Here is a 20,418-nt window from a genome sequence, read left to right as displayed (position 1 = left end):
GGCGCCGCTTTCGTTGGCAGACAGCCCCTAGGGTATTACAACCCCCGAAACCGGCTGCGAGTTCGGCCCGGCCGCCAGGGCCGCGCAGGCCCAGCGGATGGTTTCCTCCACCGGCCGGAAGCGCAGGCCGGTAGCCTGCTGCACCTTCCCGGCCTGATACACCACCGGCCGCCGCCCGGCGCGGGCGGTATCCTTGGTAATCAGCGGCCGGGAACCACTGATCAGGCTGCGCACGTGCTCCAGCCGCCAGATGGCTTCGGCCGCCCAATCGGGCACTTCCACCGTCGGGGGCTTCTTGCCGAAGCAAGCGGCGGTCTGCCGGAAAAACTCGCCCAGCGGCAGCGCGCCGGCACTCAGGATGTACCGTTCGCCCGTCACCGCAAGGTCCAAAGTCAGCCGCAGCATGGCTGCCACCACGTCGCGTACATCTACAAAATTAACGCTTCCCGGCGTGTAAAACGAATGCTGCTGGTGGGCGTAGCGAAATAGTCGGGTGCTGCTCCGCTCCCAGTCGGTGGCGCCGAGGATGACGGAAGGATTCACGATGACGGCCGACAGGCCTTCGGCCACGCCGCGCCACACCTCCGTCTCGCCCAGATACTTGCTGGTGGCGTAGTGGCCGTGGGCCGCGCCCAGGTCCCATTTGGCCGATTCGTCCAGCTCGGGCCCGGTGGCCGTTTCGGGCAGCCCGCCCAGCGCCGCCACCGACGATACGTAGCACAGCCGCACGCCCGGCCGGGCCAGGCAGGCATCCACCACGGCCGCGGTGCCTTCCACGTTTACTTGTCGCAGCAGCTCAGCATCCTGCGGCGCATACGACACGAGGCCGGCGCAGTGAAACACGTGCGTGACGCCGGCCAGGGCCTCCAGCAGCACGCCGGAGTCGCGCAGCTCGCCCTCCACCCACTCCACCCGCTCGTGGCCGGGCACGTGCCGGGGCACGGCCTGGCGGTACAGCGCCCGCACGCTCAGCCCCCGCGCCAACAAGGCCGGAATCAGGTAGGAACCCACAAGGCCGCTGCCGCCGGTAACGAATATCATAGGTTCAATGAGTGAATGAGTAAATGAGCGAATGAGTGAGTTGAAGGGACGTTCATACGAGAATCACTCATTCACTCAGTCGCTTATCCACTCATTGATTTACAGTTCCGCGTTGCGCAGCGGCAGGCGCAGCAGCTTGGTCAGGTACTCGCTTTCCAGCACCCGGTTCAGCGCCGACATGTGCTTGAGGTTGTGCGCGTCGGTGCCCACGAAGTCGACCAGGCCCGCGTCGATGAGCTTCTCGGCCACGCGCTTGGCGCCGCTGGAGTAGTAGCCCACCAGGGAGTTGAGGTTGACTTGCAGCAAGGCCCCGTTTTCGCGGATTTTTTCCAGCTCCGGGAAGCGGCCGTACAGGTAAGTGTAGCGTTCCGGGTGGGCCAGCACTGGTTGGTAGCCCGCCGATTTCAGCCCGAACACCGCTTCCTGCAGGTTGAACGGCTCGTTGATGTACGACGTCTCAAAGAGCACGTAGCGCTTGTCGCCGCCGAAGCTCAGCAGCTCGTCCCGGGTTTCCAGGCGCCGCATAAAAAACTCGTCGAGGTAATATTCCGCCGCGCAGTCCAGCTCCACCTCGATGCCGGCGGCGGTGGCGGCCTGCTGCAGGCTGGCCAGCGCGCCGCGCACGCCCTCGGGGGTATTGCGGTAAAAGTCGCCCATGATGTGGGGCGTCATCACCAGCTTGCGGTAGCCCAGCGTCTGCATCAGGCGCAGCAGCTCCACCGACTGTTCCAGCGTTTCGGCCCCGTCGTCGAGGCCGGGCAGCAGGTGGGAGTGCATGTCGGTGCCCAACGAGGCCAGCGTAGCCGGCGCGACGGCCGCACTCCGACCGAAAAGCTTTTGGAAAAAAGAAGCCATAGAGGCGGCAACTTACGAAAAGCGGCGGCGCAGGCGGGCCAGCAGCCCGCTGGGGGCCTGGGTTTCTTCGTAGTAGCCGTAGCCCGTGCCGTAGCCGTAGCCATACCCGTAGCCATACCCGTAGCCGTAGCCGTACATGCCGCCGGCCTGGGCATCGTTGAGGATGGTGGTGAGCTTGCCAAAGCCGCTGCCGCGCACCAGCTTGTTGATGTTCTTCAGGAAGGCCTTCTTGGAGTAGCCGGCCCGCACGATGTAAATCGGCACGTCCACCTTGCGCATGATCAGCACGCCGTCGGTCACCAGGCCCACCGGCGGGGTGTCGATGATGATGACGTCGTAGGTGCGCTTGAGCTCCTCCAGCATCTGGTCGAACTGCGGGTGCAGGATCAACTCCGAGGGGTTGGGCGGCGTGGGGCCGGCCGAAATAAAGTCCAGCGACGGAATGCTGGTGCGCTGAATGCACTCCTGCACCGTGTGGCGGTCAATCAGGATGGTGCTGACCCCCTTGGTATTTTCTGCGTCGAAGGCCAGGTTCACCTTCGGCTTGCGCATGTCCAGGTCGATGATGATGACGCGCTGCTCCGAAAGGGCAATGATGCCGCCCAGGTTCACGGCCACGAAGGTTTTGCCCTCGCCCGAAATGGTTGACGTCACCGAAATCAGCCGCTTCTGCCGGGAGTTGGCCACGAATTCCAGGTTGGTCCGGATGGAGCGGATGGCCTCCGATATGGCTGACTTGGGATTTTTATCCACAATCAGCTTCGATACGGCCAGCTTCTCCTTGTCGTAGGAAGGCACCACGCCCAGCACCGGGGCCACGGTGTTGCGCTCCAGCTCCCGAATGCTCGTCACGGTGTTGTGCAGCAGGTAGCGGCCGGCCACCAGGCCCAGGCCCAGCACCGCCCCCAGGGCCAGCCCGATGGCGTACACCATCATCTTCTGGGGCGAAATCGGCTCACCCGGCAGGCTGGCCGGCGACAGAATCTGCAGATCGGCAATGGTACCGGCCTTCTGAATGCCGAAGTCCACTTTCTTCTGCATCAGCAGCATGTAGGAGCTTACGTACAGCTCCACCGGCCGGCGCAGGCGGGCCAGCTCCGTTTCCTTGCCCGGCAGCGACTGTAGTTCACCGGCCAGCTGCTGCTGCTGCCGCGTCAGCGCGTTCAGCTCGTCGTTGGTGAGCTTCAGCGTCTGCTGCATCAGGCGGCGGATGCTGCGCTTGGTGAAGGCCAGCTGGCTTTGCCGAATCTGCACCGCCGTCGTCGTGGGCTGATACGACTGCAATACCTGCCGCAGCTCGCGCTGCTGCTCGTTGAGGGCCGTCAGCTGCTGGCTGATCTGCGGGTCCTGCAGCACGGCCAGCCCCGGAATGCTTTCTTCCACGGTCAGCTCGTCGCTGCCTACCACGCGGTCCTTTTCCACCACCCGCGATAGTTCCTGCAGCACGCCCTGGCGGCGCTGAATCTCTTCGCGCTGCTTGGCCAGCTCCTGCAGCTGGGTGGTAATGGCGGTCAGGTCACCTTTGGCATCGTAGGTGCGGTTGCGCTTGACGGCGGCCTGAAAGGCATTTTCCGCTTTTTGAAGCGAATCCCGGTTGCCGTTGAGCTGGCTGTCGAGGAAGGCCATTGACTGCTGCGTGCTCTGCGAGTTGCGCGCCAGCTTCACTTGCTGGTACACCGAGTCAATCTTGTTGACGATGTCGCGGGCTTTGGTCGGCGTGTAGTCAGTAAAGGAAATACCGATGGTGTTTGCATCGGGGTTGATGATGCTCACGGCCAGGTTTTGCGCCAGGTAGCTATTGATGGCTTCCGGCGTATTGACAACGAAGAAATACTTCGTTTCCGGCGTCTGTTCGTTGAAGAAGCGGGTGCGCGTCAGGTTCAATGTAAAGCCGGGCGTGGTCAGCGGCTCCCCGAAGCGGTACTCGCCGCCTTGTTCACCCTGCCCTTGGGCATAGCTCAGCCGGAAGCGGTTCTGGTCGAGGATTTCCACGTTGAACTTCTGCCCGAACTGCAGCGGCTCGCGCACCGTGTACTCCACCCGGAACGGGGCCGTGCGGTACAGCTCCGTTTCCAGCACCGTGCCCTCGGTGTAGTAGTTCACGTCCAGCTCCAGCGAATCGCGCAGCCGGGTATAAATCAGGTCTGACTGAATCAGCGCCACCTCGGCCGACAGCTTACTGATGCCCTGCTGGCCGGGCTGGGCGCCGGCGGACAGCAAGCCCAGGTCGCCGGCCTGCTGCTTCTCGTCAATCTTGATGGTGGACGAGGAGCGGTACAGCGGCTTGGTGTAGCGCAGGTAGCTCCAGCTGGCCGCCAGCCCGATCAGCACCAGCAGAATCATCCACGGCAGGCTGCGCCGCGCCACCGAGAGCAGCAAGGGCAGGTCCAGCCCGCCGCCCACGGAGTCGTCTTCGGATTCGGCCGCCGGGGCCGTCGGCGCCGCGCCGCCACTGGTGGCGTTCCGAATGAGTTCTTCCAGTTCGGCGTTTTCGTTAACGGCCATTTAGGTCAGGTATGCGATGCAAGAGAGGAATGCTTCCGCGCGGTTCAGTTCTAGTTGAAGCGGAAGATGGTAATGAGAATGGCGCTGGCGTTGAGCACCAGGCCTGCTAGGCCCAGCACCGGGGCCGCGTCATTAAGTGCGTCGTAGAAGGGCCGCCGCACCGGTTCGATGTATACGATGTCGTTGGGTTCCATCTGCAGGTTGGCGCGGCGCATCCCGGCAATGGTGGTTAGGTCGACCTGCTCCACCTGCGGGTTTTTCAGGTCACCCCGAATAATACGGATGTTGGACACCTTGCCGCCCGAGCGGTACAGGGAGCCGGCACCGCTCGCCGACCCGTCGACGCCACCGGCAGCGGCCAGCACCTCCAGCAGGTTCATGTTGTCGTTGACGAGCGGCACGATTTTGCCGCCGGGCGAGCCCAGCACCACCACGCGGTTGTTGGTCACCCGCGTGGCCACGAATACGCCCTTATAAAATTCGCTGTAGCGTACCTGCAACAGGCTGTCGGCCTGCAGCAGCGTCAGCCCCTTCACCCGCACCCGGTTCACCAGCGGCAGCTTCACGTAGCCATCGGTCTGCACCAGAAACTCCGATTCGCCGGCCGACGAGGACGCGGAGCCCGTACCGCTGCTCTGCCCGCCCACGGTGCTCAGCGTCCGGCTGCCGTTGGCGCCGGTGGAGAGCAACCCGGCCGGGCTGCCGAAGCGCAGCTCCCCGTTCGGATCGATAATTCGCTCACCGTTATTGGTATACACCCGCACGGCCAGTAAATCATTGTTCTGAATGGTATAGTTCCGGTTCGCCCGGTTTACGGCCCGGCGCACCTTGGTGGTATCCATTTGCCCATCCTCGCCGGTTCGAAACATAACCCGCTGGTTGTAAACCCGATTGGTGCAGGAGGAAAAGCCCAAAACGAGGAGTAGGCACGGGAGCCAGAGCTGACGCAGGCAACGGGAAGCGGATGGGTGCATGCAGGCTAGAATAAGCCGAAAGAAAGGAGAAACGGACCGCAACGGTGTACGGCTCGGCAAGGTCAGAACGCTTAAAAAACCTTCAAAGTAACTCAATCCGTGGGCGCTTTCAAAATTGGGTCTGGTCGGGCAGTGCCGGGCAGCCGCCAAAATCCGTACCTTAGCCGAACCCAAACGAGCGTTTGTTTTTCTCGTTCTGCTCTTCCCATCATTCCCACCAACCCCTTTTACTGCCATGGAACTGGTAGCTACTGAAAATCAGACGATGATTGCCCAGATGGTGCGCGACTTCGGTGCCGCCCACATCAAGCCCCACATGCGGGAATGGGATGACACCCAGGAATTTCCGGCGGCGGTGTTTCACAAGCTGGGCGAGCTGGGCCTGATGGGCGTGCTGGTGCCCGCCGAATACGGCGGCGCCGGGTTTGGCTACGTGGAATACGTGACGGCCATTGCCGAGCTGTCGAAGATTGACCCGAGCATCGGTCTCTCGATGGCGGCGCATAACTCGCTGTGCACCGGCCACATCCTGCAGCACGCTTCCGAAGAGCAAAAGCGGAAATACCTGCCCAAGCTGGCTTCGGGTGAGTGGATCGGCGCCTGGGGCCTGACTGAGCCCAACACCGGCTCCGACGCGGGCAATATGCGCACCACCGCCGTGCTCGACGGCGACCATTACGTGCTCAACGGCGCCAAGAACTTCATCACCCACGGCAAGTCGGGCAACGTGGCCGTGGTCATTGCCCGCACCGGCGAAGTCGGCGACTCCCGCGCCATGACGGCCTTTATTATCGAGCGCGGCACGCCGGGCTTCGAGGCCGGCCGCAAGGAAGACAAGCTGGGCATGCGCGCCTCCGAAACCACCGAGCTGATTTTCACCGACTGCCGCGTGCCCAAGGAAAACGTCATCGGCCAGGTCGGCGACGGGTTCGTGCAGGCGCTGAAGGTGCTCGACGGCGGCCGCATCAGCATCGCGGCGCTGTCGCTGGGCATTGCTCAGGGCGCTTTTGAGGCCGCGCTGCAGTACTCCAAGGAGCGGCACCAGTTCAACCAGCCCATCAGCAACTTCCAGGGCATCAGCTTCAAGCTGGCCGATATGGCCACCGAAATCGAAGCCGCCTCGCTGCTGACCTACCGCGCCGCCGATATGAAGGACCAGGGCCTGAACGTGAACCGCGAGTCGGCCATGGCCAAGCTCTACGCCTCGGAAGTGTGCGTGCGCGTGGCCAACGAGGGCGTGCAGATCTTCGGCGGCTACGGCTACACCAAGGATTACCCGGCCGAGCGCTTCTACCGCGACTCCAAGTTGTGCACCATTGGTGAGGGCACCTCGGAGATTCAGAAGCTGGTTATTGCCCGCACCATCCTGAAATAACGTGCCCAGGCGGCGGCTGATTCGGCCGCATTGGCCGCTTCAGCCGCCGTCGCAAGGCCGTAATCATCGTTCGGCCACCCGGCCGCGGATGCCATTTTGGGCAGGTTGCCAAGTGGTTGCAGCGAAAAAAACGGCGCAAGCCGTGCATTCGTCAAAATCTCTGGCTATCTTTGCGGCCCTCAAAACTCAGAAACTCACGCTTTCTTTTTTATGCTCATCGTCCAAATCAAGGAGAACGAGTCGGTTGACCGCGCGCTGAAACGTTTCAAAAAGAAATTCGAGCGCACGGGCGTCCTGAAAGAGCTGCGCCGCCGCACGTTCTTCCAAAAGCCTTCGATTACGAAGCGCAAGCAGAAGATCAAGGCTGCCTACAAGCAGACGATGTACGGCCAGCAGGACTAGTTCTGCCGCGCCGATAGGCGAGCGGGCTTAGGCTCAGCCCGCTATCAGCTTCACGACCAGCCAGCCCATTTCGTGTGGGCTGGCTGGTCGTTTTTTTATGTTTTGAATATCGGCGGGGTTTCCTACATTGGCTATCCACCCGCCGCCACCGCGGCTTCCCTTGCATGGAAGCTTTCATCGACTACCTGCGCTTCGAGCGCCGCTACTCCCCGCATACCATCCTCTCGTATGAAACCGACCTGCGGCAGTTCGGCGACTACCTGCTGGCCACCTATGAGCTAATCAACCCGACCGAGGCCGACCACACGCTCATCCGCTCGTGGATTGTGACCCTGATGGAGCAACAGCGCGACCCGCGCACCGTGAACCGCAAGATTGCCTGCCTGCGCTCCTACTACAAGTTTCTGCTGCACACCGGCCAGGTAGCGCGCAACCCCATGCTGCGCATCACCGCGCCCAAGACCAGCAAGAAACTGCCCGACTTCGTGCCCGAGGAGCCGCTGAATCATTTGCTCGACTCGTTTGAATTCACGCCAGACTTCGCGGGCGGGCGCGACCAGCTGATGCTGGAAATGCTCTACGGCACCGGCATCCGCCTCTCGGAGCTTATCGGCATCGGGCACCAGGACGTGAGCCTGCCCGGGCGCACCGTGCGCGTGACGGGCAAGGGCAACAAGCAGCGCATCGTGCCGCTGAACCCCTCGCTGATCGGGGTGCTCGACAATTATATGCAGCGGAAAGCCAAGGAGTTCGGCGCGCCCGACAACGCCGCGGCGCCCCTGCTCGTTACGGATAAGGGTAAGCCGCTTTATCCGCAGCTGGTGTACCGCACCGTCAAGCATTACCTCGGGCAGATTACCTCGGCGCCCGGGCAGCAGCACCCCCACGTGCTGCGCCACTCCTTCGCCACGCATTTGCTGGGCAAGGGCGCCGACCTGAATGCCATCAAGGAGCTGCTGGGCCACGCGAATCTGGCGGCTACGCAGGTGTACACCCACCTGAGCATCGACAAACTGAAAGCAGTGTTTGAAAAGGCCCACCCAAAGGCCTAGGTTCCATTTTTGTCTTACTCCCAAACCCCTACGACCGATGAAAGTACAGATGCAATCGGTGCACTTCACCGCCGATCAAAAGTTGCTCGACTTCATCCAGAAGCGCCTCGATAAATTGGAAACGTTTTACGACCGCGTGACGGAAGGCGAAGTAATCATGCGCCTGAACAACAACGACGGCGTTGACAATAAAACCGTAGAAATCAAACTCTTCGTCCCGGGTACCACCCTCTTCAGCCAGGAAGACGCCGCCAGTTTCGAAGCCGCCGCCGACGCGGCCGCCGACCAGCTCAAAAAGCAAATCATCCGCCACAAGGAAAAGCAGGTAGCACACTGAGGCCCGCTGACTTCCCCGTAACGCAAACGGCGCCCGTTCCAGCTGGAACGGGCGCCGTTTGGCGTTGTAGCGCGAAATTTCAGTTCGCGCTACCTGTTAGTTCAGGCCGAACGCCTTTTTGATCTGGTCGACGTAGTCGAGCTTTTCCCAGGTGAAGGTTTCGACGGTGCGGGTCGAGCCGTCGGCGGCTTTCACTTCCTTTGTGCCGGGCTGGCGGCCCATGTGGCCGTAAGCGGCCGATTCGGCGAAGATGGGATTCTGCAGGCCCAGGCGCTTCACGATGGCGTAGGGGCGCAGGTCGAACAGGCCCTGCACTTTCTCGGCAATCTGGCCGTCGGTGAGCTTCTGGCCGTTGCCGTTGCTCACGTGGGTGGTGCCGTAGGTCGTCACGAACAAGCCCACGGGCTCGGCCACGCCGATGGCGTAGGCCACCTGCACCAGCGCCTGATCGGCCACGCCGGCGGCTACCAGGTTTTTGGCAATGTGGCGGGCGGCGTAAGCGGCCGAGCGGTCAACTTTCGAGGAGTCCTTGCCCGAGAAGGCGCCGCCGCCGTGGGCGCCCTTGCCACCGTAGGTATCCACGATGATTTTGCGGCCGGTGAGGCCGGAGTCGCCGTGGGGCCCGCCGATGACAAACTTGCCGGTGGGGTTGATGTGGTACTTGATGTCGTCGGTGAAGAGCTGCTGCACCTCCTGGCTGAGCTGGGCTTTCACGCGCGGAATCAGGATGCTCTTCACGTCCTGCTCGATTTGCTTGAGCATCACCTGCTCGTTCTCATCGAAGTCGTCGTGCTGGGTGCTGACGACGATGGTTTCGATGGCTTCGGGGCGGTGGTCGTCGCTGTAGCGGATGGTGACCTGGCTTTTCGCGTCGGGGCGCAGGTAGGTCATTTCCTTGCCTTCGCGGCGGATAGCGGCCAGCTCGCGCAGCAGGCGGTGCGAGAGGTCGAGGGCCAGGGGCATGTAGTTTTCGGTTTCGCGGGTGGCGTAACCGAACATCATGCCCTGGTCGCCGGCGCCCTGCTCCTCGGGCTTGGCGCGCTCCACGCCCTGGTTGATGTCGGCCGACTGCTCGTGCAGGCGGTTCATCACTTCGCAGGTGTCGGCGTTGAAGAGGTACTCGGGCTTGTTGTAGCCGATGCGGCGGATGACCTCGCGGATGATGGGCTCGGGCTCGACGTGAGCCGTGGATTTGATTTCACCGGCGACCATGGCGAAGTCGGTGGTTACCAGGGTTTCACAGGCAACCTTCGCGGTGGGGTCCTGACGCAGGTACTCGTCGAGGATGGCGTCGGAAATCTGGTCGGCGACTTTGTCGGGGTGGCCTTCCGAAACCGATTCGGAAGTAAACAGATAGGGCATTGCGCTGAATTAGGGCCGGTTTACGGAAAACCAGTACCCGCCAAACGCCCCGGCAGAGCGGTGACAGGTAGGGCACAAAGCTACGATTTTACTTATCAGTTGTCTGTGCCGCCGGCGGGTTGCCGTGGGTTTTCCGCCGCTATATGCCCGGTAATTTTTCAGCTTTTCCGGCGTCGCCGTATCCGCCGCCCGGCCCGCGCCAACCCGCGCGCAAGCTCTGCCGTTGTAGGAGCCTTAGGATTTTGCCATGAACCACTCCTCCGCCCTCCTTTTTGCCGGTACGCTGCTGACCACGCTGGCGCCCGCCGCCCAGGCCCAGCAGGCGCCTTCGCCCTACCGCACCCGCTTTGCCGTCGACTTTCCCATTACTGCCGTCCTGGGCGCCGGGGCCGGCACCGGGCTCTACCTGATTCAGCAGAAGCACGGCCTGAGCGAAGCCCAGCTGGCCGCTCTCGATAAAAACGACATTCCCAAGTTCGACCGGTGGGTGGCGGGCAAGTACAGCGACAACGCCCAGCTGGCCAGTGACCTGCTGTGCTACCCGACCCTGCTCATCGCGCCGGGCCTGCTGGCCTTGAACGACAACGTACGCGGCCGCTACGGGCAGGTGCTCGGGCTGTACGTGCAGACGCTGGCTTTGTCCGATGCGGCCTTCACGCTGTCGGCGGGCAACGTGTACCGCTACCGGCCCTTCGTGTACGGCGACAAGGGGCCGGCCAACAAGCGCGGCAGCAAGATTGCCACCAACTCGTTTTTCGCCGGGCATACCGGGCACACGGCGGCGGCTACGTTCTTCGCCGCCAAGGTCTTCCACGACTTCAACCCCGACTCGCCGGCCCAGCCCTACGTATGGACGGCCGCGGCCCTGGTGCCGGCCGCCGTGGCCTACAACCGCATGCAGGCGGGCAAGCACTTCCTCTCCGACAACATCGTGGGCTATTCCGTGGGGGCGCTATCGGGCATCTTGGTGCCGCAGCTGCACAAGGCCAAAGGCGGCCGCATGTCCTTCGTGCCGCTGCAGGGCGTGAACATGAACGGCTACGCGTACAGCGGATTCTTGCTGAGCAAGCAGCTCTAGCCCACCCGGACCGGCGTTGCGGCAGTAGCGGTTCAAGTTGCTATTTTTGGCGCTTTGATTTAGCTACTGCCGTTGTTTATGCCAGGTTTGATTTCCCGCGTATTGCTGTTGTTGGTGCTGCTCGGTCCCTTGGGCCGGTGGTGCGGAGCCCAGGTGTTTGAGCCGGGCTACTTAGTACTAAGCCGCGGCGACACTCTGCGCGGCGAAGTGGAAAACGCTTTCTGGACCGACCCGCCCAAAACGGTGCGCTTCCGCCCTGCGGCCACGGCCGCGGTGGCCTCGTACCGGGCGGCGCAGCTGCGGGCCGTGCAGCTGACCTCGGGGCGCCTGCTGCGGCGTGAGTTGCTGCCCATCGACTACTCGGCCGTCAAGCACGCCAGCCAGCTGGGCTACGGCCTCATCATCCGTCAGCAGCCCGACTCGGTGCTGGCCGACGTGCTGGTGGAAGGTCCAGCTACGCTGCTGAGCGTGGTGTGGGGCCAGGTGCAGCACTTCTTCGTGCGGCGCGAACAGCGCCCCTGGCTGGAGATGACCGAGCGCCGCTACCTCGACAACAACGTCCCCAACGTCCGGATCAGGGACGGCAACAACTACCAGGGCCAGCTGGGGTTGTATTTCGGCGACTGTACCCCCGCCCTAACGGCCGCCCGCCAGGCCAAATTCGTAGCCCCGGACATCATCGGGGTGGTGCAGGCCTACAATGAGCGGTGCTCGGCCACCCGACAGCCAGGCCGGCGAATTGAGGTGGAAGCGCCCAAAGCCAGCCGCGTTAAGCTGCAAGTGGGGCCACTGCTGGGCATGCGCTACACCTCCATGCTCGTGCGGGCCACCGACCCGGCGGGCGTGGAACCCCGGACCCTGGACGGGCAGCAGCTCGACGGCCGCCTGCACCCGCAGCCAGGCCTGTACTTCGACTTGCTGGACGGTGGCCGCCGCCTGGCCGTACACACGGCGCTGTACGCTTACCAGGTTGGCCGCAAGGTGGACATTGCCGCGCCCGACGGCTCCGCGCAGTGGCGCGGTACGCTGGACTGGCGGGCCACCGCTACCGTGTGGCAAGTGGGCCTGCGCGGCCTGTTGCCGGTAGGCACGCATTATACCTTGCTTGCGGGTGCGGGCGCCGAAATTTCGCAGTACTGGGCACGAGGTGCCACGTTGCGCTATGGTTCCGGCGCGACAACCTCGCGCCCGGCCGCCGGGGGCGTATCGGTGCGCACCGAACAACCCTTCCAGTTGGGTTTTGCCAGCACCAAAATGCCGTACGTAGAAGTCGGCATCCGGCGCGAACGGCTGACGGTCCTGCTCACCGGCCGCATCTACGGCAAAGAGTATTACCACGACCCGCTGGTGGTGGCCACGCTGCATAACCAGTCCCAGGGCGGTCGGGTCTACAGCCTCGGCTACGACTACACGGCCCGCACCATCAGCGCCGCGCTGGTGGTCAGCTACCAGCTCAACCGCGACACCGACCAGCGCAAATAACCCGGCTGCCGGCGCGGCCGGTCAGCGGCTGCCCGCTCCGGTGGCGGCCCCGCTGGCTGGTGCGGCGCTCTGCCCGCGCAGGTTGGTTTCGAACAGCTTCAGGATGCGCTTGTACTCGTCGGTCCAGGAGGCGGGCTCCACGAAGCCGTGGTCTTCCACGGGGTACACGGCCAGCTCCCAGTTTTCCTTTTTCAGCTCGATGAGCCGCTGCGAGAGGCGCACGATGTCCTGGAAGTGCACGTTGGTATCGACCATGCCGTGGCACATGAGCAGGGCACCCTTCAGCCCGTCGGCGTAGTTGATGGGCGAGGAGCGGGCGTAAGCCAGGGAGTCGTTGTAGGGCTCGTTGAGGATGTTGTCGGTGTAGCCGTGGTTGTAGTGGGCCCAGTCGGTGACGCTGCGCAGGGCGGCGCCGGCCCGGAAGGCGTCGGGCTGGGTGAACATGGCCATCAAGGTGATAAAGCCGCCGTACGAGCCGCCGTAGATGCCGATGCGCTGCGGGTCGACGCCGTACTTGTCCACCAGCAGCTTCGCCCCGTCGACCTGGTCCGAAAGGTCCTTGCCGCCCATATAGCGGTAGATGCCGGTGCGCCAGGCGCGGCCGTAGCCGGCCGAGCCGCGGTAGTCCACGTCGAGCACGGTATAGCCGCGGTCGGCCAGCAGGTTGTGGAACATGTACTCGCGGAAGTACTGACTCCACCACTTGTGCGCGTTCTGCAAATAGCCCGCGCCGTGCACGAAGATGACGGCCGGACGGCTCGGGTCGGGCTGGGCGGGGCGGTACAGGCGGGCGTAGACGGTGGCCCCGTCCTGGGCCTGGAAGGTCACCACTTCCGGGTCGCGCCAGGGGTAGCTTTCAAACTCCTTGGTGGTAGAGTGGGTGAGCTGCCGGTACTTGGCGCCGGGCTTGTTGTCGAGCACGAACAGCTCCCAGGGCTTGTTGGCGTAGCTGTAGCGCACCAGCAGGGTCTTCTCGTCGGGCGACACCACCACTTCGTGGGCGCCGGGCCGCGAGGTAATCTGCGTGAGCTGGCCGCCCTCCACCGGCAGGCGGTAGAAGTGCTGCTCGCCGGGGTGGGTTTTGTTGGCGGTGATAAACCAGGTTTTCCGGTCCTTCGAGAGCTGCGCCTGCTGCACCTCGAAGTTGCCGCTCGTGAGGGCCTTTTTCTGCCCGCTCAGCACGTCCACCGTGTAGAGGTGGGAGTAGCCGGTTTCCTCGCTCTGGAACCAAATGCGCCGCCCATCGGGCAGCCAGCCCACGTTGCCGGCCTCATAACCGATGCCGGGCCCGTTGATCCAGGCCTCGTCGCGCTGCCGGTCGAGCAGGCCGATTTTCTGCGTGGTCGGATCAAGGCTGACAATCCACCGGTCCTTGTTGTCGGCCGAGCGGATGACCAGGAAAGCCCGGTCGCCCGCGCGGTTCCAGTAGGGGCCGTAGGGCACCACGCGGCGCAGCTCATTGGCGGGCTTTTCCTTGGCGGTTTTGCCGTCGGCGGCCGGCTTGGCCTCCGGGGCGGGCGTGGGCGCTTTGGCCTTCAGGGCGTACTCCTGCCGGTAGGCGGGCTGCTCGTCGAGGCCCTTTAGCTCCTTGTAGCCGAGTACGAAGGTGGTGTCGCGGCCGATGTCGTAAATGCCCAGCTGGTAGGCCGTCTGCGGGGCGCCCACCTTGTTGCGCGTGTTCAGCTCCTCGGTGAAGCCCGAAGCGGTGACGAAGTTCGGCACCATGGCCTGCTTGTCGGCGGCCGGGGCCTGCACCAGCGAGTAGGTCACGTAGCGGCCATCGGGCGCGAGCTGCAGGTTCTCCACGGTCTGGGTGCCCAGGTAAATGGCCTTGGGCCGCAGCCGGGCCAGGGCCTTTTGCTGCCGCTCCCGGGCCAGGCGGTCCTGCTCGCGCCCGCGCAGCACCTGGAACAAGGCCAGCTGCTGGGCCCGCAGGTACTTCTCCGATTTATCTGCTGACGGCCCCGGCAGCGGCTGCCCGCGCCGAAAATCGGTGCGCTGCACGGTTTCGCCGGTGGCCGGGTCCCAGGTGAAGAGGTTGCCGCCGCGGGTGTAGCTCAGCACGCGGTCCTGCAGGGCAAATGCCGGCTCGGTTTCGCGCTCAGCCGTGTTGGTCACCCGCCGAATCCGGCCCGATTTCAGGTCGAGCAGGTAGATGTCCCCGTCCTGGGCGTACACCTTACGGGCGTGGGCCTCGTCGTACTCCCCGCGCGGGGCGGGCAGCTGGCGCTGGGCCGCGAGACTCACCTTGCGCGGGGTGCCGCCGCCGGGCGTGGTTTCGTAGAGCGAGTCGCGGCGGGCACCTTCGGGGTTCCACTGGAAGTAGATACGCTTGCCGTCCTCGCTCCAATACGGGCTGGAGGGCAGCCCGCCGAGCCACTGCGCCGGCTCGCGCATGATTTTATCGACGGTGAGCGGGGCCAGCGCGGCGGGCGCGGCCGCGTTCTGGGCCAGGGCGGCTACCGGCAACAGGCACGGCAGCAGACGGAAAGCGGAGTAAAAACGCATGAACGGGAATGAGCAGGAGAGGCGGCACACAAGGTAACGCACCCGGCCCGCAACGACACACCCACCGCCCGCCACGTTGCGCCGCCGCCCACCCCATCTTCAGCCCCAGTCAGCACAGATTTCCCCCTGGTCAGCTCCGCCTAAGCAGCCGCCAGCAACCATTAAGACCACGTCAGCACGTAGTTAGAACTAGTCAGCGCCCGCTTAGAGCACGTCAGCGACGATTTAGACCTGGTCAGCAAGCCCTAAGGCCACGTCAGCACAGATTTAGAGCACGTCAGTACGTCCTAAGACCACGTCAGCACAGATTTATAGCATGTCAGTACGTCCTAAGACCACGTCAGCAACAATTTAGCGCAGGTCAGGGGCAGCTAGGTCCGGGAAATCTGCGGAAATATGCAAGAAGTTCAAACGCTCAATTCCGCATTAAAAGCGGTTTTGCTGCCAGGCCGCCAGCTCGGCACCCAGGTTACGGCGGGCCGATGCTTCCAGCCGCTGGAACTCGGCCGTCTGGTACACGCGGGGCAGGGCCAGAAACTTCTGCAGCACCTCCTGCCGACCGCGGCGGTACAGGATGTCGGGCACCAGCGCGTACTCCTGCCGCACCTGCCGGGCGTAGCGCCAGTAGTCGGCCTCCGGCGCGCCCAGCACCTGCAGGTCCACGTCGAGCAGCAGGTGCAGGTCGGTGTCGGCGGCGGGCTGGGGCTGGGTGTGGTCCTTGGTACGCTCGATCAGGAAGGTGACCCGCTCCCGGCGCGCGGCCGACAGCGAGGTCTGGGCCAGAAACTGCCGGGCCAGCTCGGCGCTGCGGGCTTCGTTGTCGGTGCGCAAGGGGCTGTATACCGCGTCGTGAAACCACACGGCCAGCTGCACCACCGGCGCATCCTGCAGGGTAGCGAGGCGGCCGTCGAGGGCTTCCAGCATCTGGCGAATGTGCGGCAGCGCGTGGTAGTGCCGGCCCGACTGCGAGTAGGCGTCGTGCAGCTGCTGGTAGCCGCGGCGGCGCAGGTCGGTATCAGGCGTGAGCGGCGCCAGCAGTTGTTGCCAGCGCGCTTCCAAAGTCAAAGTCATGCAATCAAACGAATAAGGCGGCGGACGGCGGGGCCCGGGCAGGCCCCGCGTCAGCGGGTATACTTAATAGAACGGCCTGACGGCTTAAAAATTCAGTGGCGGGTGCTTTTCGTCGAAATCGGTGGCGTCCTGAAAAGCCTTGGCCAGGGCCAGCAGCTTGGCTTCCTCGTAGAGCTGCCCGGTGAAGGTGATGGTGCTCGGCAGCCCGTTCGGGCGCATGCCGTTGGGCAGCACCACGGCCGGGTGCCCGGTGAGGTTGGTGATGACCAGGTTGGGCCCGCCGAACGAGGGCGCCACGTAGGCGTCGAGGTCCTTGATGCGGGCGTCCAGCTCCTCGATGAGCAGGCGCCGGGCCCGCTGCGCCTGCAAGTACTCCACGGCCGGCACGAAGCGCGAGGCTCGGAACAGACTGGGCCAGGCGTTGCGGTCCTGCTTCACCAGCAGCGCGTCGCGGCCCGAGCGGGTGAGGTCGTCGAACGCTGCGGCGCCCTCGGCGGTGAGCAGGAAGGTCATGTCCGAAGCGGGCAGCTTGGGTAGTTCCAGCTCCACCAGCTGCACACCCAGCTTGCGCAGGGCTTCCAGGCTGGCCTGGTCGTTAGCTTTGCTGGGGTAGTTACGGTCAAAATCGGCCTTCACATAACCTACGCGCAGTTTTTTCAGGTCGGTGTTGAATCCGTAGTAGAATTCGTCGGCGCGGGCCAGCAGCGTGGCCGGGTCGCGCGGGTCGCGGCCGGCCAGCGCCTTGAACACCAGCGCGCAGTCCTCGGCCGAGCGCGCAATGGGCCCGGCCTTGTCCATCGACCAGCTCAGGGCCATGGCCCCGGCCCGGCTCACCCGCCCGAAGGTGGGCCGCAGCCCGGTGGTGCCGCAGGCCGTGCTCGGGCTGACGATGGAGCCCAGCGTTTCGGTGCCGATGGCGAAGGGCACCAGCCCCGCCGCCACCGCCGAAGCCGAGCCCGCCGACGAGCCGCTGCTGCCCTTGGTCGGGTCCCAGGGGCTGCGCGTCATGCCGCCGTACCACACGTCGCCCATGGCCAGCTCGCCAAGGGTGAATTTAGCCACCAGCACCGCGCCGGCGTCGCGCAGGCGCGTCACCACGGCCGCGTCCTCGTCGAGGGTCTGCTCCTTGTAGGGCACCGAGCCCCAGGTGGTGCGGTAGCCCTTGGTGCTGAAGAGGTACTTCACGCCGAACGGGACGCCGTGCAGCGGCCCCTGGTAGCGCCCGGCTTTGATGTCGGCGTCGGCCTGCCGGGCCTGGCGCAGGGCCAGCTCCTCGGTGAGCGTGGTGACGCACAGCAGCTTGGGGTCGTACTTTTTCAGGCGGGCCAGGAAGAAGTTCGTTAGCTCCTCGGAGCTGATTTGCCGGGTGCGAAGCAACTCCCCGAGCTGGCGCACCGAGTAGAAAGCGAGGTCGGCGCGGTTGGCGGGCAGCGTCACCTTGCCGATGCGGGGCAGCTTGTCGTCGATGCGGTGCTTGGCGTAGGTGTTGCGCAGGCGCAGCGGCACCGGGTCGAAGACGAGCACCGGGGCCACGCTGTTGGGCAGCGGCAGCTTGCGCAGGGCTTCGTAACTGTCGCGGTTTTCGCCCACGTCGCGGCGGGCCGAGTCGAGTTGGGCGTCGGTGAAGCGCAGACCCAGCAGCTCCTGGCCGCCCGCAGCCCGGGCACGGTGATGGGGGCGGGCGCGTCGGCGGCCCGCATGGTGAGGGCCCCCAGCGCAAAACACGCCGCGCCGCTAAGCAGGTACGAATACAGTGACTCCATAAGGCTAGCTCAGCGCCCGGCCGCGGCAGCGCGGAGTGGCGGGCGGAAATATCCGCATTCTGCGAGCCTCACCCAACTGCGGCCCGCCTCCGTACACCCACTGATCCGTGCTTCCAACCTTAACCCCTTGCTTATGAAACGTTTCGCCGCAATGATGCTCCTGTTATTGGCCGGGAGCCAAGTCGTCGCGCAACCGACCACTTACCAGGTAGGCACCACGACCCTGACGCTGAGCACGCTCACCAGCGGGCTGAACACGCCCTGGGAGCTGCTCTGGGGCCCCGACGACTTTCTGTGGCTGACCGAGCGCGGCGGCCGCATCAGCCGCCTCGACCCCGGTACCGGGCAGCTGCTGCCGCTGCTCACCCTTGCCGACGTCACCCAGACCGGGGAAAGCGGCCTGCTGGGCATAGCCGTAGGCCCGTGGCCCTCGCCCGTAGCCCTGCCCGGCGAGCTGGCCGTGTACGTGGTCTACAACTACACCAACGCCGGCACGCTGAAGGAAAAGCTGGTGCGCTACCGCTACCTGCCCGCCACTGGCCTGACGGCCCCGCTGGTGCTGCTCGGCGACTTGCCCGCGGCTAACGTCCACAGCGGCTCCCGCCTGCTCCTGCTGCCCGACGGTACCCTGCTCATGACCACCGGCGACGCCTCCAACACCAGCCTGGCCCAGAATCCGCAGGCCCTGAACGGCAAAATCCTGCGCCTGAACCTCGATGGCACCGTGCCGGCCAGCAACCCCACCGCCGGCAGCCTGGTGTACACGCTGGGCCACCGCAATCCGCAGGGCCTGGTGCGGGTGGCCGCCACAGGCCGCATCTACAGCTCCGAGCACGGCCCCAACAACGACGACGAGCTGAACCTGATTGAGGCGGGCCGCAACTACGGTTGGCCCACCGTGGAAGGCTTCTGTAATCTGCCGGCCGAACAAACCTTCTGCCAGGCCAACAACGTGCGGGAGCCCCTCAGAGCCTGGACGCCCACCCGCGCCGTGGCCGGCCTGACCTACTACAACCACCCGGCCATTCCGCAGTGGGCCAATACCCTGCTGCTCGTCAGCCTGAAAGACGGCGCCCTGACCACCCTGCCGCTCAACGCCAGCGGGGACCAGCTCGGCACGCCGGCCGACCTGTGGGCCGGCACCTACGGCCGCCTACGCGCCATCTGCGTGTCGCCCCAGGGCCGGGTGTACCTCACCACTTCCAACCGCGACGGCCGCGGCGCCCCCGCCGCCACCGACGACCGAGTCTTCGTGCTCGAAAACCGGGCTTATACGCCTGCCGCTACCCGACTGCCTTCGCCACAAGCTACGTTGTTTCCGAACCCTGCTACGGATCAGGTTCTGGTCAGAATTGGCAGCGAAACCACCCGTCTGTTCCATGTCAGCGTCACGAATACCATGGGTCAGCACGTGTTGACTACCCAGGTTGTGGCGAATCAGACCGACGCAACACTATCCGTTGCTGGCTGGTTACCCGGCCTTTATTTTCTAACGATATCCGACGAACGTGGCACTGCCCAAACTGCCCGGCTGGTTATACGCTGATATTTTCCGTTTTCAATCTGGATCTGTAAACGGTAACTCAAAATGGTTGGCTGTTGCCTTCTAAGTTGTCCTGCTGAGCTTGTTGAAGTGCCAAGATTCTATTGCTTACTCTCCACCTAGCACTAGTCATTTCAGCAGCTTAGACACATAGTGCTTGGCTTTTTGTCGGCTGTGGCAGGGGCAAAAAAAAGCGGTGGTCCGGAGAGGACCACCGCTTTTTGTGTGCGGGCAGGCGCGGGGCGGGCTATTGAATAGCCAGCTTGCGCACGACCAGCTCCGCGCCCACGCGCAGGCGCAGCGAGTAGAGGCCCGCGGCCAGGCCGCGGGTGCTGATGGCCTGCTCGCCGGCCCCGCCCCGCAGGGCCAGGGTCTGGCGGCGCACCACCTGGCCCACCGCGTCGAGCAGCTCCGCCTCGGCCGCGGCGGCGTTGCCCGCCCCGCTCAGCTTGAGCGTGAAGGCGCCGCCCGCCACCGGGTTGGGGTACACGCTCAACTCCCCGCTAAACGAGGAGCGAGCCGCCAGCACCATCTGCACGCTCGAAGCGCCGATGGTGAAGGCGCCTTGGGCCGCGCCCGAGGTCAGGCCCGCCACCAGCACGTAGTAGCGCTGGCCCGCCGTCAGGCCCGTCACCTGGAACTGGGCCACCGACTGGGTGCTGTTGGCCGCCGCCTGGCAGGTGAGTTGCGTGAAGGGGCCGGCGCAGGCGCTGGCGCTGAACACGCGCACGTTGCCCGCCGCCGAGCCGGTCGTGGCCAGCCACACCGAGCTGCCCGGTGCGGTAAAGCTGAACCACACGTCGCGCGGGTTGGCGGCCGTGGTGCAGTCCGGGTTCAGGTAGCCGTTGGGCGTGGTCGTCGTCGCCCCCACCGTCGTCGCCGACACCGAAGCGTAAGCCGACGTGCTGCCCACCGTCATCGTGGTGGCGTTGCAGGGTTCGTCGTTGGCCAGGCCGGCCGCGCCGGTGGTGGTGAAGCACACCGGCCCGGTCGCCGGGCTGGGGTTGGCCGTGGCCGAGCACACCTGCGTGACGTAGAAGCAGTAGCCCGTGTTGGGCGACAGGTTCGTC

16 protein-coding genes are annotated in these 20,418 nt (G+C 64.6%); 7 read left to right on the top strand and 9 right to left on the bottom strand.

Annotation, left to right across the window (positions count from 1 at the left end; translation table 11 throughout):
- Positions 1-27 precede the first annotated feature (27 nt).
- The 4 genes from FDY95_RS16855 to FDY95_RS16840 form a co-directional block, all read right to left on the bottom strand.
- The gene (locus FDY95_RS16855; RefSeq protein ID WP_138079603.1) at positions 28-1,041 is read right to left on the bottom strand and encodes an NAD-dependent epimerase/dehydratase family protein; all 1,014 of its coding nucleotides are present in this window, start codon (positions 1,039-1,041) and stop codon (positions 28-30) included.
- Positions 1,042-1,140: 99 nt separating this feature from the next.
- On the bottom strand, positions 1,141-1,896 hold the full coding sequence (locus FDY95_RS16850) for a tyrosine-protein phosphatase (RefSeq protein WP_138079601.1): 756 nt from the start codon (positions 1,894-1,896) through the stop codon (positions 1,141-1,143).
- 12 nt (positions 1,897-1,908) lie between these two features.
- The gene (locus FDY95_RS16845; protein WP_138079599.1) at positions 1,909-4,401 is read right to left on the bottom strand and encodes a polysaccharide biosynthesis tyrosine autokinase; all 2,493 of its coding nucleotides are present in this window, start codon (positions 4,399-4,401) and stop codon (positions 1,909-1,911) included.
- A gap of 50 nt (positions 4,402-4,451) precedes the next feature.
- Positions 4,452-5,270: a polysaccharide biosynthesis/export family protein gene (locus tag FDY95_RS16840; RefSeq protein WP_171025724.1), complete on the bottom strand. Its 819-nt coding sequence runs from the start codon at positions 5,268-5,270 to the stop codon at positions 4,452-4,454.
- A gap of 340 nt (positions 5,271-5,610) precedes the next feature.
- On the opposite strand from FDY95_RS16840, the gene FDY95_RS16835 reads away from it, so the two are divergent.
- The 4 genes from FDY95_RS16835 (at position 5,611) to hpf (ending at position 8,541) form a co-directional block, all read left to right on the top strand.
- Positions 5,611-6,750, top strand: coding sequence for an acyl-CoA dehydrogenase (locus tag FDY95_RS16835; RefSeq protein ID WP_138079595.1), 1,140 nt, complete (start codon positions 5,611-5,613; stop codon positions 6,748-6,750).
- 210 nt (positions 6,751-6,960) lie between these two features.
- Positions 6,961-7,152, top strand: a complete 192-nt coding sequence (gene rpsU / locus FDY95_RS16830) for a 30S ribosomal protein S21 (RefSeq protein WP_138079593.1) — start codon at positions 6,961-6,963, stop codon at positions 7,150-7,152.
- Between the two features lie 164 nt (positions 7,153-7,316).
- Positions 7,317-8,204: a tyrosine-type recombinase/integrase gene (locus tag FDY95_RS16825; RefSeq protein ID WP_138079591.1), complete on the top strand. Its 888-nt coding sequence runs from the start codon at positions 7,317-7,319 to the stop codon at positions 8,202-8,204.
- A gap of 37 nt (positions 8,205-8,241) precedes the next feature.
- Positions 8,242-8,541: a ribosome hibernation-promoting factor, HPF/YfiA family gene (gene hpf / locus FDY95_RS16820; RefSeq protein WP_111478126.1), complete on the top strand. Its 300-nt coding sequence runs from the start codon at positions 8,242-8,244 to the stop codon at positions 8,539-8,541.
- A gap of 96 nt (positions 8,542-8,637) precedes the next feature.
- Here the strand turns inward: hpf and metK are convergent, their stop codons facing one another.
- Positions 8,638-9,903: a methionine adenosyltransferase gene (gene metK, locus FDY95_RS16815; RefSeq protein WP_138079589.1), complete on the bottom strand. Its 1,266-nt coding sequence runs from the start codon at positions 9,901-9,903 to the stop codon at positions 8,638-8,640.
- A gap of 247 nt (positions 9,904-10,150) precedes the next feature.
- On the opposite strand from metK, the gene FDY95_RS16810 reads away from it, so the two are divergent.
- Both FDY95_RS16810 and FDY95_RS16805 read left to right on the top strand, forming a co-directional pair.
- Positions 10,151-10,981 carry a phosphatase PAP2 family protein gene (locus tag FDY95_RS16810; protein WP_138079587.1) on the top strand — a complete coding sequence of 277 codons (831 nt, stop codon included), beginning with the start codon at positions 10,151-10,153 and terminating at the stop codon, positions 10,979-10,981.
- Positions 10,982-11,068: 87 nt separating this feature from the next.
- Positions 11,069-12,463, top strand: a complete 1,395-nt coding sequence (locus tag FDY95_RS16805; protein ID WP_138079585.1) for a hypothetical protein — start codon at positions 11,069-11,071, stop codon at positions 12,461-12,463.
- Positions 12,464-12,484: 21 nt separating this feature from the next.
- Here FDY95_RS16805 and FDY95_RS16800 read toward each other — a convergent pair whose 3' ends face one another.
- From FDY95_RS16800 to FDY95_RS16790, 3 genes are all read right to left on the bottom strand, one after another.
- Complete coding sequence (locus FDY95_RS16800; protein WP_138079583.1) at positions 12,485-14,971, bottom strand: S9 family peptidase; 2,487 nt, start codon at positions 14,969-14,971, stop codon at positions 12,485-12,487.
- Between the two features lie 426 nt (positions 14,972-15,397).
- Positions 15,398-16,042, bottom strand: coding sequence for an HD domain-containing protein (locus tag FDY95_RS16795; RefSeq protein ID WP_138079581.1), 645 nt, complete (start codon positions 16,040-16,042; stop codon positions 15,398-15,400).
- An 84-nt stretch (positions 16,043-16,126) separates the two neighbouring features.
- A complete protein-coding gene (locus FDY95_RS16790; RefSeq protein ID WP_246074059.1) occupies positions 16,127-17,767 on the bottom strand; it encodes an amidase in 1,641 nt (546 codons plus the stop codon).
- A 171-nt stretch (positions 17,768-17,938) separates the two neighbouring features.
- On the opposite strand from FDY95_RS16790, the gene FDY95_RS16785 reads away from it, so the two are divergent.
- Positions 17,939-19,351: a PQQ-dependent sugar dehydrogenase gene (locus tag FDY95_RS16785; protein ID WP_171025723.1), complete on the top strand. Its 1,413-nt coding sequence runs from the start codon at positions 17,939-17,941 to the stop codon at positions 19,349-19,351.
- A 244-nt stretch (positions 19,352-19,595) separates the two neighbouring features.
- Here the strand turns inward: FDY95_RS16785 and FDY95_RS16780 are convergent.
- Positions 19,596-20,418: T9SS type A sorting domain-containing protein (locus FDY95_RS16780; RefSeq protein WP_138079577.1), on the bottom strand; the 823-nt coding region annotated here is incomplete at its 5' end.

The sequence above is a fragment of the Hymenobacter jeollabukensis genome (genome assembly GCF_005771675.1).
Classification (GTDB): Bacteria; Bacteroidota; Bacteroidia; order Cytophagales; family Hymenobacteraceae; genus Solirubrum; species Solirubrum jeollabukense.
Note: the sequence above shows the minus strand (reverse complement) of the source record. Positions and strands in the feature narration are given on the sequence as shown.